General features: G+C 71.5%; 20 protein-coding genes. All 20 read right to left on the reverse strand.

Going from position 1 to position 23,854, the window contains the following annotated elements:
* Nucleotides 1-55 precede the first annotated feature (55 nt).
* On the reverse strand, nt 56-1,108 hold the full coding sequence (locus ACFU74_RS16865) for a 2-oxoacid:ferredoxin oxidoreductase subunit beta (protein WP_380757208.1): 1,053 nt from the start codon (nt 1,106-1,108) through the stop codon (nt 56-58).
* A complete protein-coding gene (locus ACFU74_RS16870; RefSeq protein WP_380757210.1) occupies nt 1,105-3,084 on the reverse strand; it encodes a 2-oxoacid:acceptor oxidoreductase subunit alpha in 1,980 nt (659 codons plus the stop codon). The genes ACFU74_RS16865 and ACFU74_RS16870 overlap by 4 nt, the downstream gene beginning before the upstream one ends.
* A gap of 234 nt (nt 3,085-3,318) precedes the next feature.
* Entirely contained in the window at nt 3,319-3,981 is a 663-nt protein-coding gene (locus ACFU74_RS16875; RefSeq protein ID WP_380757212.1) for a LuxR C-terminal-related transcriptional regulator, read from the reverse strand.
* Between the two features lie 135 nt (nt 3,982-4,116).
* Nucleotides 4,117-5,127 carry a polyprenyl synthetase family protein gene (locus tag ACFU74_RS16880; protein WP_380757214.1) on the reverse strand — a complete coding sequence of 337 codons (1,011 nt, stop codon included), beginning with the start codon at nt 5,125-5,127 and terminating at the stop codon, nt 4,117-4,119.
* 259 nt (nt 5,128-5,386) lie between these two features.
* Nucleotides 5,387-7,021, reverse strand: coding sequence for an NADH-quinone oxidoreductase subunit NuoN (nuoN, locus tag ACFU74_RS16885; protein WP_380757216.1), 1,635 nt, complete (start codon nt 7,019-7,021; stop codon nt 5,387-5,389).
* Nucleotides 7,018-8,685 (reverse strand): NADH-quinone oxidoreductase subunit M, encoded by a 1,668-nt coding sequence (locus ACFU74_RS16890; protein WP_380757218.1) that lies wholly within the window; start codon nt 8,683-8,685, stop codon nt 7,018-7,020. The genes nuoN and ACFU74_RS16890 overlap by 4 nt, the downstream gene beginning before the upstream one ends.
* Nucleotides 8,686-8,722: 37 nt before the next feature.
* Nucleotides 8,723-10,618: an NADH-quinone oxidoreductase subunit L gene (gene nuoL / locus ACFU74_RS16895; RefSeq protein WP_380757220.1), complete on the reverse strand. Its 1,896-nt coding sequence runs from the start codon at nt 10,616-10,618 to the stop codon at nt 8,723-8,725.
* Between the two features lie 13 nt (nt 10,619-10,631).
* Nucleotides 10,632-10,931: an NADH-quinone oxidoreductase subunit NuoK gene (gene nuoK / locus ACFU74_RS16900; RefSeq protein WP_030300898.1), complete on the reverse strand. Its 300-nt coding sequence runs from the start codon at nt 10,929-10,931 to the stop codon at nt 10,632-10,634.
* A complete protein-coding gene (locus ACFU74_RS16905; RefSeq protein ID WP_380757221.1) occupies nt 10,928-11,854 on the reverse strand; it encodes an NADH-quinone oxidoreductase subunit J in 927 nt (308 codons plus the stop codon). Before ACFU74_RS16905 ends, nuoK begins: the two co-directional genes overlap by 4 nt.
* A complete protein-coding gene (gene nuoI, locus ACFU74_RS16910; protein WP_380757223.1) occupies nt 11,851-12,462 on the reverse strand; it encodes an NADH-quinone oxidoreductase subunit NuoI in 612 nt (203 codons plus the stop codon). Before nuoI ends, ACFU74_RS16905 begins: the two co-directional genes overlap by 4 nt.
* Before the next feature lie 6 nt (nt 12,463-12,468).
* A complete protein-coding gene (gene nuoH / locus ACFU74_RS16915; protein ID WP_380757225.1) occupies nt 12,469-13,827 on the reverse strand; it encodes an NADH-quinone oxidoreductase subunit NuoH in 1,359 nt (452 codons plus the stop codon).
* Entirely contained in the window at nt 13,824-16,307 is a 2,484-nt protein-coding gene (locus ACFU74_RS16920) for an NADH-quinone oxidoreductase subunit G (RefSeq protein WP_380757227.1), read from the reverse strand. Before ACFU74_RS16920 ends, nuoH begins: the two co-directional genes overlap by 4 nt.
* Nucleotides 16,304-17,665, reverse strand: coding sequence for an NADH-quinone oxidoreductase subunit NuoF (nuoF, locus tag ACFU74_RS16925; RefSeq protein ID WP_380757229.1), 1,362 nt, complete (start codon nt 17,663-17,665; stop codon nt 16,304-16,306). The genes ACFU74_RS16920 and nuoF overlap by 4 nt, the downstream gene beginning before the upstream one ends.
* Nucleotides 17,665-18,399: an NADH-quinone oxidoreductase subunit NuoE gene (gene nuoE / locus ACFU74_RS16930; protein WP_350553871.1), complete on the reverse strand. Its 735-nt coding sequence runs from the start codon at nt 18,397-18,399 to the stop codon at nt 17,665-17,667. Before nuoE ends, nuoF begins: the two co-directional genes overlap by 1 nt.
* A gap of 17 nt (nt 18,400-18,416) precedes the next feature.
* Nucleotides 18,417-19,772: an NADH-quinone oxidoreductase subunit D gene (locus ACFU74_RS16935; RefSeq protein WP_380757231.1), complete on the reverse strand. Its 1,356-nt coding sequence runs from the start codon at nt 19,770-19,772 to the stop codon at nt 18,417-18,419.
* Nucleotides 19,772-20,485 carry an NADH-quinone oxidoreductase subunit C gene (locus ACFU74_RS16940; RefSeq protein ID WP_380757233.1) on the reverse strand — a complete coding sequence of 238 codons (714 nt, stop codon included), beginning with the start codon at nt 20,483-20,485 and terminating at the stop codon, nt 19,772-19,774. The genes ACFU74_RS16935 and ACFU74_RS16940 overlap by 1 nt, the downstream gene beginning before the upstream one ends.
* Nucleotides 20,482-21,036, reverse strand: a complete 555-nt coding sequence (locus ACFU74_RS16945) for a NuoB/complex I 20 kDa subunit family protein (RefSeq protein WP_380757235.1) — start codon at nt 21,034-21,036, stop codon at nt 20,482-20,484. Before ACFU74_RS16945 ends, ACFU74_RS16940 begins: the two co-directional genes overlap by 4 nt.
* Before the next feature lie 60 nt (nt 21,037-21,096).
* A complete protein-coding gene (locus tag ACFU74_RS16950) occupies nt 21,097-21,456 on the reverse strand; it encodes an NADH-quinone oxidoreductase subunit A (protein ID WP_014137597.1) in 360 nt (119 codons plus the stop codon).
* 438 nt (nt 21,457-21,894) lie between these two features.
* On the reverse strand, nt 21,895-22,554 hold the full coding sequence (locus tag ACFU74_RS16955; RefSeq protein ID WP_380757237.1) for a response regulator: 660 nt from the start codon (nt 22,552-22,554) through the stop codon (nt 21,895-21,897).
* 124 nt (nt 22,555-22,678) lie between these two features.
* The gene (locus tag ACFU74_RS16960; RefSeq protein ID WP_380757239.1) at nt 22,679-23,746 is read right to left on the reverse strand and encodes a sensor histidine kinase; all 1,068 of its coding nucleotides are present in this window, start codon (nt 23,744-23,746) and stop codon (nt 22,679-22,681) included.
* Between the last annotated feature and the right edge of the window lie 108 nt (nt 23,747-23,854).

The raw sequence follows: 23,854 nt of genomic DNA on the forward strand, positions 1-23,854 counted from the left end.
CGAGACAGGCCGGGAAGGGCCGGGGGCGCCGCCGTTCTCGTCGCTCCGGACGGGCTCAGTCGACCGTCCAGGTGTCGCCGCCCGCGAGCAGCGCGGCCAGGTCGCCCTCGCCGCGGTCGGCGGCGGCGGTCGCCAGCTGGTCGGCCATCAGCTCGTCGTACACCGGACGGCGGACGTCGCGCAGCACGCCGATCGGGGTGTGGTGCAGGGTGTCCGCGTCGGCGATCCGGGAGAGCGCGAACGCGGTGGACGGGCCGGCCGCGTGGGCGTCGTGGACCAGTACGGCCGACTCGTTCTGCGCGGTGACGGCGTCGACGAACAGCTCGCCGTCGGCGCCGCGGAAGACGCCCCGGGCGCGGTCCGCGCCGAAGCGGACCGGCTGCCCGTGCTCCAGCCGGATCAGCGCCTCGTCCCGGGTGCCGGCCTCCTTCAGCACCTCGAAGGCGCCGTCGTTGAAGATGTTGCAGTTCTGGTAGATCTCCACCAGCGCGGTGCCCTCGTGCTCGGCCGCCGCCCGCAGCACCGTCTGGAGGTGCCGGCGGTCGGAGTCGATGGTCCGTGCGACGAAGGTGGCCTCCGCGCCGATGGCCAGCGAGAGCGGGTTGAACGGCGCGTCCAGCGAGCCCATCGGCGTGGACTTGGTGATCTTCCCGAGCTCGCTGGTCGGCGAGTACTGGCCCTTGGTCAGGCCGTAGATGCGGTTGTTGAACAGCAGGATCTTCAGGTTCACGTTGCGGCGCAGCGCGTGGATCAGGTGGTTGCCGCCGATCGACAACGCGTCGCCGTCGCCGGTGACCACCCAGACGCTGAGGTCCCGCCGCGAGGTCGCCAGGCCGGTGGCGATCGCCGGGGCGCGGCCGTGGATCGAGTGCACCCCGTAGGTGTTCATGTAGTACGGGAACCGGGAGGAGCAGCCGATGCCGGAGACGAAGACGGTGTTCTCCCGTCTGATCCCCAGCTCCGGCATGAACGCCTGCACCGCGGCCAGGATCGCGTAGTCACCGCAGCCGGGACACCAGCGCACCTCCTGGTCGGTCTTGAACTCCTTGGCGCTCTGCGGCGAATCGGCCTTCGGCACCAGCCGCAACGAGGGGAAGCGCTCGCTCATCGGTTGTCCTCCTCGTCCAGGGTGCCGATCGCCGCCCACAGCACGTCCGCCAACTGCGCGGCCTTGAAGGGAAGTCCGCGCACCTGGTTGTAGGACTCCGCGTCCACCAGGTACTTGGCGCGCAGCAGCAGCGCCAGCTGGCCCAGGTTCATCTCGGGCACGATGACCTTGTCGTAACTGCGCAGCACCGTCCCGAGGTTCGCCGGGAAGGGGTTGAGGTTGCGCAGGTGGGCCTGGGCGATCTCGCCGCCGTCGGCCCGGACCCGGCGGACGGCGGCGGTGATCGGTCCGTACGTCGAGCCCCAGCCGAGCACCAGGACCCTGGCCTCGCCGGAGGGGTCGTCGACCTCGGTGTCGGGCACCGTGATGCCGTCCACCTTGGCCTGCCGGGTGCGGACCATGAAGTCGTGGTTGGCCGGGTCGTAGGAGATGTTGCCGGTGCCGTCCTGCTTCTCGATGCCGCCGATCCGGTGCTCCAGGCCGGGCGTGCCGGGCAGCGCCCAGGGGCGGGCCAGCGTCTGCGGGTCGCGCAGGTACGGCCAGTAGGAGCCGTCCTCGCGGTTCGGGTCGGTGGCGAAGTCCGGGTCGATCGCGGGCAGTTCGTCGACCGCCGGGATCCGCCAGGGCTCCGAGCCGTTGGCCAGGTAGCCATCCGAGAGCAGGAAGACCGGGGTGCGGTAGGTGACCGCGATGCGGGCCGCCTCCAGCGCCGCGTCGAAGCACTCGGCCGGGGTGGCCGGGGCCACGATCGGCACCGGGGCCTCGCCGTTGCGGCCGAACATCGCCTGGAGCAGGTCGGCCTGCTCGGTCTTGGTCGGCAGGCCGGTGGAGGGGCCGCCGCGCTGGATGTCCACCACCAGCAGCGGGAGTTCGAGCGAGACGGCCAGGCCGATGGTCTCGCTCTTGAGCGCCACGCCGGGGCCGGAGGTGGTGGTGACGCCGAGCGCGCCGCCGAAGGCCGCGCCGAGCGCCGCCCCGATGCCGGCGATCTCGTCCTCGGCCTGGAAGGTGCGCACGCCGAAGTTCTTGTGCCGACTGAGCTCGTGCAGGATGTCGGAGGCCGGGGTGATCGGGTAGGAGCCCAGGTAGAGCGGCAGGCCGGAGCGGCGGGCGGCGGCGATCAGGCCGTAGGAGAGCGCGAGGTTGCCGGAGATGTTGCGGTAGCGGCCCGGCGGCAGCTTGGCCGGCGGCACCTCGTAGGACACCGCGAAGGACTCGGTGGTCTCGCCGAAGTTCCAGCCGGCCCGGAAGGCGTTGATGTTGGCCTCGGCGATCAGCGGCTTCTTGGCGAACTTGGTGCGCAGGAAGGACTCGGTCCCGCGGGTCGGGCGGTGGTACATCCAGGAGAGCAGGCCCAGCGCGAACATGTTCTTGGCCCGCTCGGCGTCCTTGCGGGCCAGTCCGCTGTCCTTGAGCGCCTCCAGGGTCAGCGTGGTGAGCGGCACCTTGTGCAGGTGGTACGCCTGCAGCGAGCCGTCCGCCAGCGGGTCCGCGGCGTAGCCGACCTTGGCCAGCGCGCGCTTGGTGAACTCGTCGGTGTTGACGATGATCTCCGCGCCGCGCGGCAGGTCGGGGAGGTTGGCCTTGAGGGCGGCCGGGTTCATCGCCACCAGGACGTTGGGCGCGTCCCCCGGGGTCAGGATGTCGTGGTCGGCGAAGTGGAGCTGGAAGGACGAGACGCCCGGCAGCGTTCCGGCGGGGGCGCGGATCTCGGCCGGGAAGTTGGGCAGGGTGGAGAGGTCGTTGCCGAAGGACGCCGTCTCCGAGGTGAAGCGGTCCCCGGTGAGCTGCATGCCGTCGCCGGAGTCCCCGGCGAACCTGATGATCACCCGGTCCAGCCTGCGGATCGGCTTGGTGCCCCGCTGCTGTGGACCGACCGGCACGGCAGGGCCGGAGCGGCCCCCGCCGGGCCCGGAGCGGCCCTCGTCGCCGTCCGAGCCGTCCACTGCTTCTGACTGATCGACCTGACTGGTCACTGCCGCGGACCTCCTCGTGGGCACCAGCCGCGGGCGTGAGCCGTGTGCCCCGTCCGCCTGGTGCACCTCTCGCATCCTATGCGGGTAAGGATTGCCTTGGACGGAACTCCCCGATGCGGCGGAAAATCACCGCCGCGCCCTCGAAAAACGCCGCGAACGACCGGTTTGGACCCGCGGATGGACGGTTCGGTTCGAGTGCGAACACCCTCTTCGAAGTGGGCGTCGGCGAGCCGGTCAGGAATTCAGATAAGTGAGCACCGCGAGGACCCGGCGGTGGTCCCCGGGGCTCTGCGCGAGCCCCAGCTTCAGGAAGATGTTGCTGACGTGCTTCTCCACCGCGCCCTCCGAGACCACCAGCTGCTTGGCCACCGCGGTGTTGGTCCGGCCCTCCGCCATCAGCCCCAGCACCTCGCGCTCGCGCGGGGTCAGCCCGGCCAGCACATCGCCCTTGCGGCTGCGGCTCAGCAGCTGCTGGACGACCTCCGGGTCCAGCGCGGTGCCGCCCTCGGCGACCCGGACCACCGCGTCCACGAACTCGCGGACCTCGGCGACCCGGTCCTTCAGCAGGTAGCCGACGCCCCGGGTGGAGCCGGCCAGTAGTTCGGAGGCGTAGCGCTCCTCGACGAACTGCGAGAGCACCAGCACGCCGAGCTCCGGGTAGCGGCCGCGCAGGGTGACGCAGGCCCGCAGGCCCTCGTCGGTGTGGGTGGGGGGCATCCGCACGTCGGAGACCACCACATCGGGCAGCGCGCCGTCGGCGGCCAGGTCGTGGATGGTCTTGATCAGCGCTTCGCCGTCCCCGACACCGGCCACGACCTCCAGGCCGCGGTCGGTGAGCAGCCTGGTCAGGCCCTCCCGCAGCAGTACGGAGTCCTCGGCGATGACGACGCGAAGCATGGCGGCCTTCCGGGTGGGCGGAGGTGCGGACACGGTGCTGACGGGTGTCAGTCTCCCCCATCCGCGCGCCCCTCGGGACCGCGGGCGGCAATTCGCCCCGCCCGCTCCGGGCGGGGCCGTCGGGCCGTCGGGCCGTCACATGGTGCGGATGGCCACCGAGTCGCAGAGCGCCTGGAGCGCGTCCTTGGCCGGGCCGCCCGGGAGCGGGTCCAGCAGCGCGCGGGCCTCCTCGGCGTGCCGCAGGGTCTCCCGGCGGGCGTGCTCCAGCGCCGGGTGGCGGCGCAGCAGCAGCAGTGCCTCGGCGTGCAGTTCGTCGTCGGCGAGGTCCTTGCGGAGCAGCTCGCGCAGCCGGGCGTCGGCCGGGTCGGCGGGGTCGGCGGGCATCTGGCGCAGCAGCAGGGTCGGCAGCGTCTCCACGCCCTCGCGCAGGTCGGTGCCGGGGGTCTTGCCGGACTCCTCGCCGTCGCTGGCGATGTCCAGCACGTCGTCGGCCAGCTGGAAGGCGATGCCGATCCGCTCGCCGAAGGCGCTGAGGATGTCGATCACCCACGGCTCGGCGCCCGCCGCCAGCGCTCCTATCCGGCAGGAGACGGCGATCAGCGAGCCGGTCTTGCCGGCCAGCACGTTCAGGTAGTGGTCGAGCGGGTCGTCCTCCGGGCCGGGGCCGGCGGTCTCCAGGATCTGGCCGGTGACCAGCCGCTCGAACGCGTCGGCCTGCAGCCGGACGGCCTCCGGGCCGAGGTCGGCGAGCACCTGGGAGGCGCGGGAGAAGAGGAAGTCGCCGGTCAGGATGGCGACCGAGTTGTCCCACCGCGAGTTGGCGCTGGGGGCGCCGCGCCGCACCGGGGCCTCGTCCATGACGTCGTCGTGGTACAGCGTGGCGAGGTGGGTCAGCTCGACGACCACGGCCGCCGGGACCACCCCGGGTGCGTTGGCGTCGCCGAACTGGGCGGCGAGCAGCACCAGCAGTGGGCGGAAGCGCTTGCCGCCGGCCTCCATCAGGTGGCTGGCGGTGACGGTGATGAACGGGACGTCACTCTTCACGGCGTCGGTGAGCGCGATCTCCACCGCGTCCATCCCGGCCTGGACGTCGCGGGTCAGATCGCGGTCCTGCACGCTGAGCCCAAAGGGTCCCACGACGGTCACGAAGACCACTCCTCTGTCCCTGGTCGATCTAGCGGCCCGGTCCCTGAGTGCCGCCGCTGGCCATACAGGCAGGGTATCCGGTCGCGAGTGGATCACTGCACGGGCGTGCGGCTCTGTCATGCCCGGGGCGTCCCCGCTGGCCAGCACGGATGCCCGAACGCCAGGTCCGGGCCGCGCGCGGGGGCGCGACCCGGACGGTCGTGGGAGCGGCCGGCCGGACCTTTCGGCGGGGCGGTCGGCCCGGGCCGCGTGCGGATGGTCAGCCGACGAAGAACACGGCCTTCGAGGCGAGGTCCAGGAAGTACTGCGGCAGCAGCCCGAGGCCCACCGTGACCAGGACGCCCACGCCGATCGCGGTCGCCGTGAAGGCGCTCGGGATGGCGACGGTCGGGCCGCCCGGCTGCGGGTCGGAGAAGAACATCAGCACGATGACCCGGATGTAGAAGAACGCCGCCACCGCCGAGCTGAGCACGCCCACGATCACCAGCGGGGTGGCCCCGCCGGCCGCCGCGGCCTGGAACACCGCGAACTTGCCGGTGAACCCGGAGGTCAGCGGGATGCCCGCGAAGGCCAGCAGGAAGAGCGCGAACACCGCCGCGACCAGCGGGGAGCGCCGGCCCAGGCCGGCCCAGCTGGACAGGTGGGTGGCCTCGCCCTTGGAGTCGCGCACCAGGGTGACCACGGCGAACGCGCCGAGCGTCACGAAGGAGTACGCCAGCAGGTAGAACAGCACCGAGCCGACGCCCTGCCGGTTGCTGGCGATCACGCCGGTGAGGATGAACCCGGCGTGCGCGATCGAGGAGTAGGCGAGCAGCCGCTTGACGTCCTGCTGGGTGACGGCGAGGACCGCGCCGACCACCATGGTGAGGATCGCCACACCCCAGAGCACCGGCCGCCAGTCCAGCCGCAGAGCCGGGAAGGCCACGTAGAACAGCCGCAGCACGGCGCCGAACGCGGCCACCTTGGTCGCCGCCGCCATGAAGCCGGTGACCGGGGTCGGCGCGCCCTGGTAGACGTCCGGGGTCCAGGAGTGGAACGGCACCGCGCCGACCTTGAAGAGCAGGCCGACCGAGAGCATCGCCAGGCCCACCAGCAGCAGCGCGTCGTTCTGGGTCGAGGAGACCAGCGCCGGGGTGGGCAGCACGTTGCCGGAGACGACGTCGGCGATCTCGCCGAGCCGCACGGTGCCCGCGAAGCCGTACAGCAGCGCGGTGCCGAACAGGAAGAAGGCCGAGGCGAAGGCACCGAGCAGGAAGTACTTGACCGCCGCCTCCTGGGAGAGCAGCCGGCGGCGCCGGGCCAGCGCGCAGAGCAGGTAGAGCGGGAGGGAGAAGACCTCCAGCGCCACGAACATGGTCAGCAGGTCGTTGGCGGCGGGGAACAGCAGCATGCCGCCGACCGCGAACATGGTGAGCGGGAAGACCTCGCTGGTGGTGAAGCCGGCCCGGATCGCGCCGCGCTCCTGCTCGCCGCCGGGCGTGGCGGAGGCCTGGGCGGCGAACGCGTCGGCCGGCGCTCCCCCGGCCTTCGGCTCCAGCCGGCGCTCGGCGTAGGTCAGCACCGCGACCACCGAGACCAGCAGGATGACGCCCTGGAGGAACAGCGCCGGGCCGTCCAGGGCGATCGAGCCCATCGCGATCGCATCGACCTTGGTGGTGCCGTAGCCCTGGGCGGCGAGCACCAGGACGGCGACGAAGGCGCCGGCCAGGCCGGTCAGCGCGGTCACCACCTGGGCCCAGTGCCGCGCCCGCCGGGGCAGGAAGGCCTCCAGCAGGATGCCGGTCACGGCGGCGCCGAACACCACCAGCATCGGCGAGAGTTGGCCGTACTCGATGTGCGGCGCGGGAATGCTCTGGGTACCGCCGCCGGCGGCGGCGAGCCATCCGGTGCTCACTTGTGCTCACCTCCTGAGCGGGCGGTCCCGTCCTGGGCGGTTCCGTGGTCGGCGACCGGGTGGGCCGGCGCCGGGTCGGTCTGGTGGACCTGCGAGAGGGTCGCGTTCACCGAGGGGTTGACCAGGTCGGTGAGCGGCTTCGGGTAGACGCCGAGCAGCACGGTGAGCGCCACCAGCGGGGCCACCACGGCGAGTTCGCGGGCCTTGAGGTCCGGGATGCCGCCGATGCCCTCCTTGACCGGGCCGGTCATGGTGCGCTGGTAGAGCAGCAGGGCGTACAGCGCGGCGAGCACGATGCCGAAGGTGGCGACGATGCCGATCGCGGGGTACCGGGTGAAGGTGCCGACCAGGACGAGGAACTCGCTGACGAAGGGCGCCAGTCCGGGCAGCGACAGGGTGGCCAGGCCGCCGATCAGGAAGGTGCCGGCCAGTACCGGGGCGACCTTCTGCACGCCGCCGTAGTCGGCGATCAGCCGGGAGCCGCGACGGGAGATCAGGAAGCCGGCCACCAGCATCCACGCGGCGGTGGAGATGCCGTGGTTGACCATGTAGAGGGTGGCTCCGCTCTGGCCCTGGCTGGTCAGCGCGAAGATGCCCATGATGATGAAGCCGAAGTGCGAGATCGAGGCGTAGGCGACCAGCCGCTTGATGTCCTTCTGGCCGATCGCCAGCAGCGCGCCGTAGATGATCCCGATCACCGAGAGGACCAGGATCGCCGGGGCGAAGGTCTTCGAGGCCTCCGGGAACAGCCCGATGCAGAAGCGGAGCATCGCGAAGGTGCCGACCTTGTCGACCACCGCGGTGATCAGCACGGCCGTGCCGGCGGTGGCCTCGCCCATCGCGTTCGGCAGCCAGGTGTGCAGCGGCCAGAGCGGGGCCTTGACCGCGAAGGCGAAGAAGAAGCCGAGGAACAGCGCCTTCTCGGCGGCGCCGCTGAACTCCAGCCGGCCGTCGGCGACCGCGCCGGTCAGCGTCTGCAGGTCGAAGGTGGCCAGGCCCTGGTCCTGCGCGATCACGTACAGGCCGATCACGGCGGCCAGCATGACCAGGCCGCCGAGCAGGTTGTAGAGCAGGAACTTGACCGCCGCGTAGGAGCGCTGGCGGGCCGATTCGGGGCCGCCCGCCCGGTCGCCGAAGCCGCCGATGAGGAAGTACATCGGGATCAGCATGGCTTCGAAGAAGACGTAGAAGACGAAGACGTCGGTGGCGTAGAAGGAGACGATCACCATCGCCTCCACCGCCAGGACCAGGGCGAAGAAGCCCTGGGTGCGGCGCCGCGCCTCGAAGGTGTCGCGGTCGGCGGCCCCTTCGGCGGCCGGCGCGGGTCGGGCCGGGTCGGCGTCACGCCAGGAGGCGAGCAGCACGACCGGCACCAGGACGGCGGTGAGCAGGGCGAGCACGGCGCCGATGCCGTCCACGCCGAGCGAGAAGGTGATGCCGAAGGAGCGGATCCAGCTGTAGGACTCGGTCAGCTGGTAGCGCGCGCCGTCCGGGTCGAACCGTACGGCCGCCGCGCCGGCCAGGGCCAGGGTGACGGCGGAGAAGACCAGCGCCACCGTCTTGGCGGTCCGCCGCCGGCCCTCGGTGGTCCCGGCCGGGAGGGCGGCGGTGACCACCGCGCCGGCCGCCGGAACCGCGCAGGTGGCGGTGAGGAGGACGCTCATGCCTCGGCCTCCTGACGACGTGTGTAATCCGGGTGCATCAGACGGACCTCATCAGGAGAGTCGTGGCGACCAGCACCAGCGTGCCGCCGAACATGGAGAGCGCGTACGAGCGGACGTGGCCGTTCTGGATCCGCCGCAGCCTGCTGGAGACGCCGCCGATGGTGGCGGCCAGGCCGTTGACGAAGCCGTCCAGGCCGCGGCTGTCGAAGTAGACCAAGGCGGCGGTGAGCGCCGAGCCGGGGCGGACCAGGACGGCGTGGTTGAAGTCGTCCTGGAGCAGGTCCCGGCGGGCGGCCCGGGTCAGCGGGGAGCCGTAGGGCGGCACCACCGGGACGGCGGAGCGGCCGTACACCAGGTACGCGAGCCCGACGCCGGCCACCATGCAGGCGCTGGTGAGCAGGGTGACGGTGAGTGCGCCGAGCGGCGAGTGACCGTGCTCGTGGCCGGTGACCGGCTCCAGCCAGTTCAGGAAGGAGTCGTTGAAGGCGAACAGCCCGCCGGCGAACACCGAGCCGACCGCCAGCAGGATCATCGGGACGGTCATGGTGCGCGGCGACTCGTGCGGGTGCGGCTCGCGGCCCTCGGCGTCCGGCTGCCAGCGCTTCTCGCCGAAGAAGGTCAGGATCATCACCCGGGTCATGTAGAACGCGGTGACCGCGGCGCCGGTCAGGGCGCACAGGCCGAGGATCCAGCCCTCGGTGCCGCCCTTGGCGAACGCCGCCTCGATGATCTTGTCCTTGGAGAAGAAGCCGGACAGGCCCGGGAAGCCGATGATGGCCAGGTAGCCGAGGCCGAAGGTCACGAAGGTGACCGGCATGTACTTCCGCAGGCCGCCGTAATGGCGCATGTTCACCTCGTCGTTCATGCCGTGCATGACCGACCCGGCGCCGAGGAACAGCCCGGCCTTGAAGAAGCCGTGGGTCACCAGGTGCATGATCGCGAAGGCGTAGCCGATCGGGCCGAGGCCGGCCGCGAGGATCATGTAGCCGATCTGCGACATGGTCGAGCCGGCCAGTGCCTTCTTGATGTCGTCCTTGGCGCAACCGACGATCGCACCGAAGAGCAGGGTGACCGTGCCGACCACCACGACGGCGGTCTGGGCGTCCGGCGCCAGGTTGAAGATCGCCCCGGAGCGGGTGATCAGGTAGACGCCGGCGGTGACCATGGTGGCCGCGTGGATCAGCGCGGAGACCGGGGTCGGGCCCTCCATCGCGTCCCCGAGCCAGGACTGCAGCGGCACCTGCGCGGACTTGCCGCAGGCGGCGAGCAGCAGCATCAGGCCGATCGCGGTCAGCTTGCCTTCGCTCGCGCTGTCCGCGGTGGCGAAGACCGGCTCGAAGGCGAAGGAGCCGAACTCGACGAACATCAGCATGATCGCGATGGACAGGCCCAGGTCGCCGACCCGGTTGACGATGAACGCCTTCTTGGCGGCCGTCGCGGCGCTCGGCTTGTGCTGCCAGAAGCCGATCAGCAGGTACGAGGCGAGGCCCACGCCCTCCCAGCCGAAGTACAGCAGCAGGTAGTTGTCGGCCACCACCAGCAGCAGCATCGCCGCCAGGAAGAGGTTCAGATAGGCGAAGAACCGGCGCCGGCGCTCGTCGTGCGCCATGTAGCCCACCGAGTAGAGGTGGATCAGCGTGCCGACGCCGGTGATCAGCAGGACGAAGGTCATCGAGAGCTGGTCGAGCCGGAAGGCGACGTCGGCCTGGAAGCCGTTCACCGGGATCCAGCTGAACAGGTGCTCGGTGACGGCCCGTTCCTCGGCGTCCCGGCCCAGCATGGACGAGAACAGCGCGAGGCCGAAGCCGAAGGACAGTGCGGCGAGCGCGGTGGCCAACCAGTGGCCGAAGCGGTCGAAGGCCCGGCCGCCGAGCAGCAGCAGGGCGGCGCCGGCCAGCGGGGCCGCGACCAGCAGCGGAATGAGAGAGTTCACCGAGGCCCTCCGCCTACAGCTTCATCAGGTTGCTGTCGTCGACCGAAGCGGAGTGCCTGGTCCGGAAGATCGAGACGATGATCGCGAGGCCCACCACGACCTCGGCCGCCGCGACCACCATGGTGAAGAACGCGATGATCTGGCCGTCCAGGTTGCCGTGCATCCGGGAGAAGGTGACCAGCGCCAGGTTGGAGGCGTTGAGCATCAGCTCGACGCACATGAACAGGACGATCGCGTTCCGCCGGATCAGCACGCCGGAGGCGCCGATGGTGAACAGCAGGGCGGAGAGATAGAGGTAGTTGACCGGATTCACTCCGCCCCCTCCTCGTCGTGGTCGGACGCCGGGCGGTTCGCCGGCGCCGTGTGGTTGGCGGCCACCGGCTCCAGCGCCTGGCGCGGTCCGGTCACCGGCGGGCGCTCGGACGGCGGGCGGCCCAGCCAGTCGGCGGTGGTGGACTCCAGCTCGGCCATCCGGGCCAGCATCTCCTGGCTGACGTCGCGGATCTGGCCGCGCTCGCGCAGGGTCGCCATCACCGAGTCCTCGGCGATCGAGCCGTCCGGCAGCAGGCCCGGGATGTCCACCGCGTTGTGCCGGGCGTAGACGCCGGGCGCGGGCAGCGGCGGGACCTGGAGGTTGTCGGCGACCCGCTGGGCGGCCAGCTCGCGCTGGGTCTTCGGGGCCTTCACGTGCTCGCGGTGGGTCAGCACCATGGCGCCGATCGCCGCCGTGATCAGCAGCGCGCCGGTGACCTCGAAGGACCACACGTACTTGGTGAAGATCAGCCGGGCCAGGCCCTGGACGTTGCCCTCGGCGTTGGCCTCGGAGAGGCCGGCGAAGGTGTCCAGCTTTGCGTTGGCGATCCCGGCGACCAGCAGCACGCCGAAGCCGAGCCCGCAGAGCAGGGCGGCGAACCGCTGGCCCTTCAGCTGCTCCTTCAGCGAGTCCGCGCTGGTCACGCCGACCAGCATCACCACGAACAGGAAGAGCATCATGATCGCGCCGGTGTAGACGACGATCTGCACCACGCCCAGGAACACCGCGCCCTGGGCCATGTAACAGACCGCCAGGGCGAGCATGGTGGCGGCCAGGCAGAGCGCGCTGTGCACCGCCTTCCTCATCAGCAGCATGCCCAGCGCACCGCCGACGGCGATCACCGCGAGCACCCAGAACTGGACGGCCTCGCCGGTGGAGGCCGCACCGGAGACGGCGGCGAGGGCGACGGGGGCGGCGGTCACGACTGCGCCTCCTTCTCCCGCTCGGTGCGCTCCTGGAGCTCGGTTCCGGGCGCCGCCGCGGTGATCTCGCCCCGGTAGTACGCGCCCTCGTCGGCGCCCGGGAAGATCGCGTGCGGGGTGTCGACCATGCCCTCGGAGAGGCCGACCAGCAGCTGCTCCTTGGTGAAGATGAGGTCCTTGCGGGAGGAGTCCGCGAGCTCGTACTCGTTGGTCATGGTGAGCGCCCGGGTCGGGCAGGCCTCGATGCACAGGCCGCACAGGATGCAGCGGGCGTAGTTGATCTGGTACACCGCGCCGTACCGCTCACCGGGCGAGTAACGCTCCTCCTCCCGGTTGTCCGCGCCCTCGACGTAGATGGCGTCGGCCGGGCAGGCCCAGGCGCAGAGCTCGCAGCCGACGCACTTCTCCAGGCCGTCCGGGTGCCGGTTCAGCTGGTGGCGGCCGTGGAAGCGCGGGGCGGTGGGCTTCTTCTGCTCCGGGTACTGCTCGGTGAGCCGCTTCTTGAACATGGCCTTGAAGGTCACGCCGAAGCCGGCGGCCGGCCCGAGGATGGACGGCTTCTCGGCCCGCTCGGGCCGGTCGGTCCGGGGGGTCTGGTCGGACGACATCTCGGTTCAGCTCCCTTCGGAATGGTCGGCCCCGTTGAGGGCGTCCTGGAGTTGCTTCGGGGCGCGGCTGCGCCGGCGCGGGACCGGCGGGAGCTGCTGGCCGGGCAGCGGGGGCACCGGATAGCCGCCGGCCATCGGGTCGAACTCCCCGCTCGGCGCGCCGTCCTCGGTCTCCGGCCGCCGCTTGACGACGTCCCGCAGCAGACCGAGCAGCAGCAGCGCGCCGACCGGGGCGCCGACGTACAGCACCACCTCGCCGAAGCCGTAGCCCTCGTTGCGCAGCGCCCGGACGGCGGCCACCATCACCAGCCAGACCAGCGAGACCGGGATGAGCACCTTCCAGCCGAGCTTCATGAACTGGTCGTAGCGGAACCGGGGCAGGGTGCCGCGCAGCCAGATGAAGAAGAACAGCAGCAGCTGGATCTTGAGGGTGATCCAGAGCAGCGGCCACCAGCCGTGGTTGGCGCCCTCCCAGAAGGTGGACACCGGCCAGGGGGCCCGCCAGCCGCCCAGGAACAGGGTGGAGGCGACGGCCGAGACGGTGACCATGTTGATGTACTCGGCCAGCATGAACATCGCGAACTTCAGCGAGGAGTACTCGGTGTTGAAGCCGCCGACCAGCTCGCCCTCGGCCTCCGGGAGGTCGAAGGGCGCGCGGTTGGTCTCGCCGACCATCGCCACGATGTAGACGATGAAGGACACCGGTAGCAGCACCGCGAACCAGGTCGGCTGTTGCGAGGAGACGATCTCCGAGGTGGACATCGAGCCGGAGTAGATGAACACCGCCGCGAAGGACAGGCCCATCGCGATCTCGTAGCTGATCATCTGGGCCGAGGAGCGCAGTCCGCCGAGCAGCGGGTAGGTCGAGCCGGAGGACCAGCCCGCCAGCACGATGCCGTAGATGCCGACCGAGGCGGTGGCCAGGATGTAGAGCAGCGCCACCGGGAAGTCGGTCAGCTGCATCGGCGTCCGGGTGCCGAACACCGAGATCTCGTCGCCGGCCGGGCCGAACGGGATCACCGCGAAGGCCATGAACGCCGGGATGGCGCAGACGATCGGGGCCAGGATGTAGACGACCTTGTCGGAGCCCTTGACCACCAGGTCTTCCTTGAGCGCCAGCTTCACGCCGTCGGCGAGCGACTGCAGCAGGCCCCAGGGACCGTGCCGGTTGGGCCCGATCCGCAGCTGCATCCAGGCGACCACCTTGCGCTCCCAGACGATCGCCACGAGCACCGTGCCGACCAGGAAGGCGAAGCAGAACACCGCCTTCAGCAGGACCAGCCACCAGGGGTCGCGGCCGAAGAAGCCGAGCGTCTCGTACGCGGCGAGGTCGTACCCGGCCAGCGGGTGCGAGGTGGGGTTCACTTCTCCTCCTCCTCGGGCTCGACGTCCTGCGCCGGGGCGATGGTGACCAGGTGGCCGGTGGTGGTGCCGAGCGTGCGGTGGGCTCCGCCCGGGGTGGAGTTGAGCGGGATCCAGACCGTGCGGTCCGGCATCTCCTTGCTGATCTCCAGCGGCAGGGCGAGCGAGCCGCCCGGGCCGGTGAGCCGCAGCGCGGGGGCGCCGCCGGCGCCGATCTCCTCGGCGGTGGTCGGCGAGATCCGGGCGACCGCGCGGTGCCGGGTGCCGGCCAGGTGCGGATCGCCCTGCTGGAGCGAGCCGTTGTCGAGCAGCAGGCGCCAGCCGGCCAGCACCGCCTGCCCGGTGGCCGGGCGGGGCAGCACACCGGGGTGGGTGGCCGGGGCTGCCGGGCGCTCGCCGGCCCAGGGCGCGAACCGGTCCAGCTCCAGCCGGGCGGCGCGGACGTCGGGCAGGCCGAGCCGGTGGCCCAGCGCGTCGGCCAGCATGTTCAGCACCCGCAGGTCCGAGTGCAGATGACGGCCCATCTGCTGGTCCGGCTTGAGCGCGGCCTCGAACATCCGCACCCGGCCCTCCCAGTCCAGGAAGGTGCCGGCCTTCTCGGCGACCGCGGCCACCGGCAGCACCACGTCGGCGTGCGCGGTGACGGCGGACGGGCGCAGCTCCAGCGAGACGACGAACGGGACGGCGGCCAGGGCCAGTTCGGCCTGCGCCGGGTCGGCGAGGTCCTCCGGGTCGAGGCCGCCGACCAGCAGCGCACCGAGTTCGCCGCCGACGGCCGCGGAGAGGATCTCCTCGGTGTCCCGGCCGGGCCGCACCGGGAGGTCGGGCACCCCCCAGGCCGCGGCGGCCTCGGCCCGGGCGGCCGCGGAGTTCACCGGGCGACCGCCCGGCAGCAGTCCGGGCAGCGCGCCCGCCTCGACCGCGCCGCGCTCGCCGGCCCGCCGGGGGATCCAGGCGAGCCGGGCGCCGGTGGCGTGCGCGAGGCGCAGCGCGGCGGAGAGCGCACCGGGCGCGTCGGCCGCCCGCTCGCCGACCAGGATCACCGCGCCGGGGGTGCGGAGCAGTCCGGCGGCGCGGCCGGCTTCGTCGTTGAGCGGTTCGTCGGCGGCGAGCGCGGCCAGCCACTCGGCCTCGGTGCCGGGGGCGGCCGGCAGCAGCGCCCCGTGCAGCTTGGCCAGGCCCCGGGAGGCGTGCGCGGCGACCGAGAAGACCGACAGGCCGCGGTTGCGGTTGGCCTTGCGCAGCCGCAGGAAGACGATCGGCGACTCCTCCTCCGGCTCCAGGGCCACCAGCAGCGCCACCGGCGCGGCCTCCAGGTCCTGGTAGGTCACGCCCTCGCCGGTGAGGTCCACGCCCTGCCCGGCGACCGCGGCGGCCAGGAACTGCGACTCCTCGGCGCTGTGCGGACGGGCCCGGAAGTCCACGTCGTTGGTGCCGAGCACCACCCGGGCGAACTTGGCGTAGGCGTAGGCGTCCTCGACGGTGACCCGGCCGCCGGTGAGCACGCCGGTGCGGGCCTCGCGCAGCCCCTCGGCGGCCGCGGCCAGCGCCTCCGGCCAGGAGACGGCGACGAGTTCGCCGTCCCGGCGGAGCAGCGGGGCGGTGATCCGGTCGCGCTGCTGGGCGTAGCGGAAGGCGAACCGGCCCTTGTCGCAGTTCCACTCCTCGTTGACCGCCGGGTCCTCGCCGGCCAGCCGGCGCAGCACCTTGCCGCGCCGGTGGTCGGTGCGCTGGGCGCAGCCGGAGGAGCAGTGCTCGCAGACGCTCGGCGAGGAGACCAGGTCGAACGGGCGGGAGCGGAAGCGGTAGGCCGCCGAGGTGAGGGCACCGACCGGGCAGATCTGGATGGTGTTGCCGGAGAAGTACGACTCGAAGTCGTCGCCCTCGCCGGTGCCGACCTGCTGGAGGGCACCGCGCTCGACCAGGTCGATGAACGGGTCGCCGGCGATCTGCTGGGAGAACCGGGTGCAGCGGGCGCACAGCACGCAGCGCTCCCGGTCCAGCAGCACCTGGCTGCTGATCGGCACCGGCTTCTCGTAGGTGCGCTTCATCCCCTCGAAGCGGGATTCCGTGTCGCCGGTGGACATCGCCTGGTTCTGCAGCGGGCACTCGCCGCCCTTGTCGCAGACCGGGCAGTCCAGCGGGTGGTTGATCAGCAGCAGCTCCATCACTCCGCGCTGGGCCTTCTCGGCGACCGGCGAGCTGAGCTGGGTGCGGACCACCATGCCCTCGGCGACCGGGATGGTGCACGAGGCGACCGGCTTGCGCTGGCCCTCGATCTCCACGATGCACTGCCGGCAGGCGCCGGCCGGGTCGAGCAGCGGGTGGTCGCAGAAGCGCGGGACCTGGGTGCCGATCTGCTCGGCGGCCCGGATCACCAGCGTCCCCTTGGGGACCTGCACTTCGACGCCGTCGATGGTGAGCGTGACCAGCTCGACCGCGGCCTGGCCGCCCTTGGAGGTGGAGGGTTCAGTGATCGTCACGCGTGCACCTCCCTTTCGGTGGCGGACTGGTGGCCGGGGCGGGGGCCGTCGGCCCAGACGGTGGAGGCGGCCGGGTCGAACGGGCAGCGGCGCTCGACGAGGTGCTGCTCGTACTCGGCCCGGAAGTGCTGGAGCGAGGAGACGATCGGGCTGGCCGCGCCGTCGCCCAGGGCGCAGAAGGACTTGCCGTTGATGTTGTCGGCGATGTCCAGGAGCTTCTCCAGGTCGCCCTCGGTGCCCCCGCCGGCCTCGATCCGCTTGAGCAGCTGGACCAGCCAGTAGGTGCCCTCGCGGCAGGGGGTGCACTTTCCGCAGGACTCGTGGGCGTAGAACTCCGTCCAGCGGGTGACCGCGCGGACCACGCAGGTCGTCTCGTCGAAGATCTGCAGGGCCTTGGTGCCGAGCATCGAGCCGGCCGCGCCGACGCCCTCGTAGTCGAGCGGGACGTCGAGGTGCTCGTCGGTGAACATCGGGGTGGAGGAGCCGCCCGGGGTCCAGAACTTGAGCCGGTGGCCGGGGCGGATGCCGCCGCTGATGTCGAGCAGTTGGCGCAGTGTGATGCCGAGCGGGGCCTCGTACTGGCCGGGGTTGGTGACGTGGCCGGAGAGCGAGTAGAGCGTGAAGCCGGGGGACTTCTCGGTGCCCAGGCCCTTGAACCAGTCCTTGCCCCGGGCCAGGATCGGCGGCACCGAGGCGATCGACTCGACGTTGTTGACCACGGTCGGGCAGGCGTAGAGGCCGGCGATGGCCGGGAACGGCGGGCGCAGCCTGGGCTGGCCGCGGCGCCCCTCCAGCGAGTCGAGCAGCGCGGTCTCCTCGCCGCAGATGTACGCGCCGGCGCCGGCGTGGACGGTGATGTCCAGGTCGAGGCCGGAGCCGAGGGCGTCCTTGCCGAGCAGTCCGGCCCCGTAGGCCTCGGCGACGGCGGCCTGGAGCCTGCGCAGCACCGGGACGACCTCGCCGCGCAGGTAGATGAAGGCGTGGTCGCAGCGGATCGCGTAGGACGCGATGATCATGCCCTCGATCAGCGAGTGCGGGTTGGCGAACAGCAGCGGGATGTCCTTGCAGGTACCCGGCTCGGACTCGTCCGCGTTGACCACCAGGTAGTGCGGCTTGCCGTCGTTCTGCGGGATGAACTGCCACTTCATCCCGGTCGGGAAGCCGGCGCCGCCGCGGCCGCGCAGTCCGGCGTCCTTGACCAGGGCGATCACGTCGTCCGGGGGCATGGCGAGGGCGGCCCGCAGGCCCTCGTACCCGGCGTGCCTGCGGTAGGTGGCGAGGCTCCAGGGGCGGGTGTCGTCCCAGGAGGCGGACAGCACGGGGGTGAGCAGCTTCTCGGCCGGCTCGGCGGAGGTCATCACGCTTCGTTCCCTTCCTGGCCGGTGCCCTCGTGGCGGGGGGAGACGACGCGGGTGCCGCCGGTGCCGGGCAGGGCCTCGCCCCGGGCCAGCCGCAGGCCGGCCAGCGAGGGGGCGCCGCCGGCGCCGGACTCGTCGACGGCGCCGGGGCGCTCGTCGGGGAAGCCGGCCAGGATCCGGGCGGTCTCCTTGAACGAGCAGAGCCGGGCGCCCCGGGTGGGGACGGCCTCGCGGCCCGCGCGCAGGTCGTCGACCAGCCGCTTGGCGCTCTCCGGCGTCTGGTTGTCGAAGAACTCCCAGTTGACCATCACCACGGGCGCGTAGTCGCAGGCCGCGTTGCACTCGATGTGCTCGATCGAGATCCGGCCGTCGCCGGTGGTCTCGTTGTTGGCGATCCCGAGGTGCTCCTGGAGCTCGGCGAAGATCTGGTCTCCGCCGAGCACCGCGCACAGGGTGTTGGTGCAGACCCCGACGTGGTACTCGCCGGCGGGCCGGCGCCGGTACATCGTGTAGAAGGTCGCGACGGCGGTGACCTCGGCGGTGGTGAGGTCCAGCTGCTCCGCGCAGAACCGGATGCCGGTCGGGCTGACGAAGCCCTCCTCGGCCTGCACCAGGTGCAGCAGCGGCAGCAGTGCGGACCGGGCCACCGGGTAGCGGCCGATCAGCTCCGCGGCGTCGGCGGCCAGCCGGGCGTGCACCTCCTCGGGGTACGGCCTGGCCGGCAGCGCCGGCATCCCCAGTTGGACGTCTGTCACCGGTCCACGCCTCCCATCACCGGGTCGATCCCGGCCACCGAGACGATGACGTCGGCCACCTGGCCGCCCTCGCACATCGCCGCCATCGTCTGCAGATTGGTGAACGACGGGTCCCGGAAGTGGACCCGGTACGGACGGGTGCCGCCGTCGCTGACCACGTGCACGCCCAGCTCGCCCTTGGGCGACTCGACCGCCGTGTAGGCCTGGCCGACCGGGACCCGGAAGCCCTCGGTGACCAGCTTGAAGTGATGGATCAGGGCCTCCATGGAGGTGCCCATGATCTTCCGGATGTGGTCGAGGGAGTTGCCCATCCCGTCCGGGCCGACGGCGAGTTGGGCCGGCCAGGCGATCTTCTTGTCGGCCACCATGACCGGACCGGGGCGCAGCCGGTCCAGGCACTGCTCGACGATCCGCAGCGACTGCTTCATCTCCTCCAGGCGGATCAGGAAGCGGCCGTAGGAGTCGGCGCTGTCGGCGATCGCGACCTCGAAGTCGTAGTTCTCGTAGCCGCAGTACGGGTCGGTCTTGCGCAGGTCGTGCGGCAGGCCGGTGGCGCGCAGGATCGGGCCGGTGGCGCCGAGGGCGAGGCAGCCGGGCAGGTCGAGGAAGCCGACGTCGACCAGGCGGGCCTTGAACACCGGGTTGCCGGTGGCGAGTTTGTCGTACTCGTGCATCCGGGAGCGGAAGGTCTTCACGGCCTCGCGGATCTGGTCGACCGCGCCGGGCGGGAGGTCCTGGGCGAGGCCGCCGGGGCGGACGTACGCGTGGTTCATCCGCAGGCCGGTGACCAGTTCGAAGATGTCCAGGATCAGCTCGCGGTCGCGGAAGCCGTAGATCATCAGCGTGGTGGAGCCGATCTCCATGCCGCCGGTGGCGAGGCAGACCAGGTGGGAGGAGATCCGGTTGAGCTCCATCATCATCACGCGGATGACGTCGGCCCGCTCGGGGATGTCGTCGGTGATGCCGAGCAGCTTCTCGACCGCCAGGCAGTAGGCGGTCTCGTTGAACAGCGGGGTCAGGTAGTCCATCCGGGTCACGAAGGTGGTGCCCTGGACCCAGCTGCGGAACTCCATGTTCTTCTCGATGCCGGTGTGGAGGTAGCCGATGCCGCAGCGGGCCTCCGTCACCGTCTCCCCGTCGATCTCCAGGATCAGCCGCAGCACCCCGTGGGTGGAGGGGTGCTGCGGGCCCATGTTGACGATGATGCGCTCGTCGTCGGCGCGGCCGACCGCCTCGACCACCTCGCCCCAGTCACCGCCGGTGACCGTGAAGACCCGGCCCTCGGTGGTGTCCCGGGCGCCCGCCTCGGCGGTGCCGTCCTGGTTCGTCTCCTCGTAGTGCTGGGTGTTCATCAGCTGTACGACCTCCGCTGGTCGGGCGCCGGGATCTGGGCGCCCTTGTACTCGACGGGGATGCCGCCGAGCGGGTAGTCCTTGCGCTGCGGGTGCCCCAGCCAGTCGTCCGGCATCATGATCCGGGTGAGCGCCGGGTGGCCCTCGAAGACCAGGCCGAAGAAGTCGTAGGCCTCGCGCTCGTGCCAGTCGTTGGTCGGGTAGACGCTGACCACGGACGGGATGCGCGGGTCGTCGTCCGGCGCGGTGACCTCCAGCCGGATCAGCCGGCCGTGGGTGATCGAGCGCAGGTGGTAGACCGCGTGCAGTTCGCGGCCCCGGTCGCCCGGGTGGTGCACGCCGCTCACCCCGAGGCAGAGCTCGAAGCGCAGCGCCGGGTCGTCGCGCAGGGTGCGGGCGGTGCGCAGCAGGTGCTCGCGGGCCACGTGGAAGGTGAGCTCGGCGCGGTCGACGACGGTCTTCTCGATCACCTCGGCCGGGTCCAGGCCCTGCTCCTCCAGGGCGCCCTCCAGCTCGTCGGCGAGCTCGTCGAACCAGCCGCCGTACGGGCGCTCACTGGCCGGCGGCAGGGCGATCGGGGCGACCAGCCCACCGAAGCCGGAGGTGTCGCCGCTGCCCTGGGCTCCGAACATGCCCTGCCGGCGGCCGACCACCTCGACCGGGATCTCGCGGTGCGGCTGCTCGCGGCGGGTCTCGGGTACCTGGTCGTTCATCGCAGCAGCCCCCGCATCTCGCTGACCGGGGTCGCCTGCAGCGCGAGCGCCTCGCCCAGCTCCTCGGCGCGGCGCTTGTTCACGCCGAGCGGCTCGTGCTGGATCTTGTCGTGCAGCTTCAGGATGGCGTCCATCAGCATCTCCGGGCGGGGCGGGCAGCCGGGCAGGTAGATGTCCACCGGGACGATGTGGTCGACGCCCTGCACGATCGCGTAGTTGTTGAACATCCCGCCCGACGAGGCGCAGACGCCCATCGAGATGACCCACTTCGGATTGGGCATCTGGTCGTAGACCTGGCGCAGTACCGGGGCCATCTTCTGGCTCACCCGGCCCGCCACGATCATCAGGTCGGCCTGCCGGGGGGAGCCCCGGAACACCTCCATGCCGAACCGGGCCAGGTCGTAGCGGCCGGCGCCGGTGGTCATCATCTCGATCGCGCAGCAGGCCAGCCCGAAGGTGGCCGGGAAGAGCGACGCCTTGCGCACCCAGCCGGCGGCCGTCTCCACGGTCGTGAGCAGAAAGCCGCTCGGCAGCTTCTCCTCGATTCCCATCAGATCCCTCTCAATGCCCTCAAGTCCGTTGGCTTGTCCGCACGTTCACAAGGTCAGCGGTCAGTCCCACTCCAGACCGCCGCGGCGCCAGACGTAGGCGTAGGCGACGAAGACGGTGGCGATGAACAGGAGCATCTCGACCAGCCCGAAGATCCCCAGGGCGTCGAAGCTCACGGCCCACGGGTAGAGGAAGACGATCTCGATGTCGAAGACGATGAAGAGCATCGCCGTCAGGTAGTACTTGATCGGGAACCGACCGCCGCCCACGGGCTGCGGGGTCGGTTCGATGCCGCACTCGTACGCCTCCAGCTTGGCCCGGTTGTAGCGCTTCGGGCCGGTCAGTGAGGCCATCACGACGGAGCCGACCGCGAACGCCGCCGCGATGGCACCGAGTACGAGGATCGGCGCGTAGGCATTCATAGCCCCCGCTCCCTCCGTCCAGTCGTCCTTGACTGCAGATCGGAACCGACGGGTCACTCTGCGGTGAACCCGGCGTTCCAGTTCCCCGGATCCACCCCATGTGAGGCAGTTCACAAAGCCTGGAACGAGCGCATCCTATGCCCGTCCGCTTGTGATCTGCGACACGCAGTTCAGGACGATCTTTGTGATCTCCGCCACCTTGCGAATCATGGCGAAGGTGAGCATGACGATATTTGTCAACGCAAAGAAGTCAAATGGTCACAAGCAGTCGCAATTATCTGCGAAGCGGCTGGTCAGCGCCGCGCACCTATATCAACTATGCCTCGGCCAGAGCAAATTTCCGGGCGTCATGTTGACGTGTTATAGCGGCTCACCCGCAGGGGTGGCGGCTCCGCGAACGTCCGCTTGACCCTTCGTTCACAAGCGCGCGAACGGTGCTCAGGCGCCGCTCTCCCACGCCCAGGCGGCGATGCCCACCCGGTTCCGGGCACCGAGCTTCCGCTGGACCGAGGCCAGGTGGTTCTTCACCGTCCCGGCGCTGATGAACAGCTCCGCCGCGATCTCCGCATTGGTCGCACCGTCCGCGACCAGCCGCGCGATCTCCTTCTCCCTCGCCGTGAGTTCCTCGACCGGGCCGACCTGCGGGCGCTCCGCCGCCCGGCCGCCCGCCGGCCGCTGCGGTGCACCGCCCGACAGTCGGCGGAGCAGCCGGACGGTGATCTGCGGGCTGATCAACGCGTCCCCCGCGACGGCCGAGCGAACCGCCTCCGCCAGCAGCGCCGGTCCGGAGCGCTTGAGCAGGAAGCCGGCCGCCCCCGCACGGATCGCCTCGTGCACGTACTCGTCCAGGTCGAAGGTGGTCACCACGACCACCCGGAACTCGCCTCCCAGCCGCCTGGTCAGCTCCAGCCCGTCCAGCCGGGGCATCCGGATGTCGGCGAGGATCACGTCCGGCCGCAGCCGCTCGGCCAGGGCGAGCGCGGCCTCGCCGTCCGCCGCCTCGTTCACCACCTCGATGTCCGGCTGGGCGTCGAGGATGATCCGGTACGCGCTGCGGATCGCCTCGTCGTCGTCGGCGAGGAGCACCCTGATCGTCATCGGCCTACGCCTTCTTCCGCTCGTTCCGCTCGTTCCGCTCGTTCCGCTCGTTCCGCTCGCCGGTACGGTCCCGTGCCGCGCCTGCCACGTCTGCTCCTCGTGCTGTTGCCGCCGGTCCGGTCGGTCACCGGGCCGTGAGCGGCAGGGTGACCGCCACCTGCCAGCCGTCGCCCTCCCTGCCGGCGGCGAGCGTGCCGCCCAGGGCCTCCACCCGGGCGGCCAGCCCCGCGAGCCCGCTGCCGCCGCCCCGGCGCGGCCCGGACGGCTGCGGATCCGCGCCGCCGTCGTCCCGCACCCGCACGGTCAACCGCCGTCCCTCGCGGCGCACCCGGACCTCGACCGTGCGGGCGGCGGGCGCGTGCCGCCGCACATTGGTCAGCGCCTCGACCACGACCCGGTAGGCGGTGGCCGCCACCTCCCGGGGCACCGACGGCTCCTCTGCCGGGCTGTCCAACCGCACCTCCACACCACCCGATTCCGCGAACCGCTCGGTGAGCTCGGCCAGTTCGGCCAGGCCGGGCTGCGGGCCGCGCTCCGGACCATCGGCGTCCTCACTGCGCAGCAGGTGGACGGTCCGGTCGAGCGAGGCCAGTGCCTGCAGCCCGGCCTGCTCTATCCGCTCGAACAGGGCCGCCGCCCGGACCGGGTCCGAGGCCGCCAGCACCGTGCCCGCCTGCGCCTGGGCGACCATCCCGCTGACGTCATGGGCCACGAAGTCGTGGAGGTCGTGGGCGAGTTCGAGCCGCTGGGCACGGCGGGCCGCCGCCACCGAGCGGCGCCGGGTGTCGTCCAGCCCCCGTAGGTAGAGCCCGACCAGGACGGCCGGCAGCGCGAGCGCCGAGCCGAACCCGAAGAGGGTCAGCCCGTCCTGCGGGCCCGCGATCCCCTGGAACCGGGACGGCCAGAGCGCGACCGCGCCGCCGACCGTCCAGACCGCCACCGCCCCGCGCCGGCCCCCCTCGGCGCGCAGTGTGACGACCACCAGGGCGAGCAGGGCGACGAGTTCGAGCAGCCCGACCGCGCCCGTCCAGCGCTCGGCCTCGGTCCACCGGCCGGTGGACCAGACGCCCGCCGTGGCCCCGACCGACACCGCGCCGGCCGCACCCGTCACCACCGCCGTCCCGAACCGGGACCGCAACCACCACCCGCAGAGGACCGCCACCGGGGTGGCCAACGCCGGCATCTGATTCATCGTCGCCTCCTTCCTGCGGGAAGCCTACGGATCGCCGGAGCGCTCCGCCTGTGCCGATCGGCACATTTCCGCACCCGTTCCGAGCAGCGAAGACAGCCCGATCGGCAC

This window comes from Kitasatospora sp. NPDC057500, from assembly GCF_042802195.1.
GTDB lineage: Bacteria > Actinomycetota > Actinomycetes > Streptomycetales > Streptomycetaceae > Kitasatospora.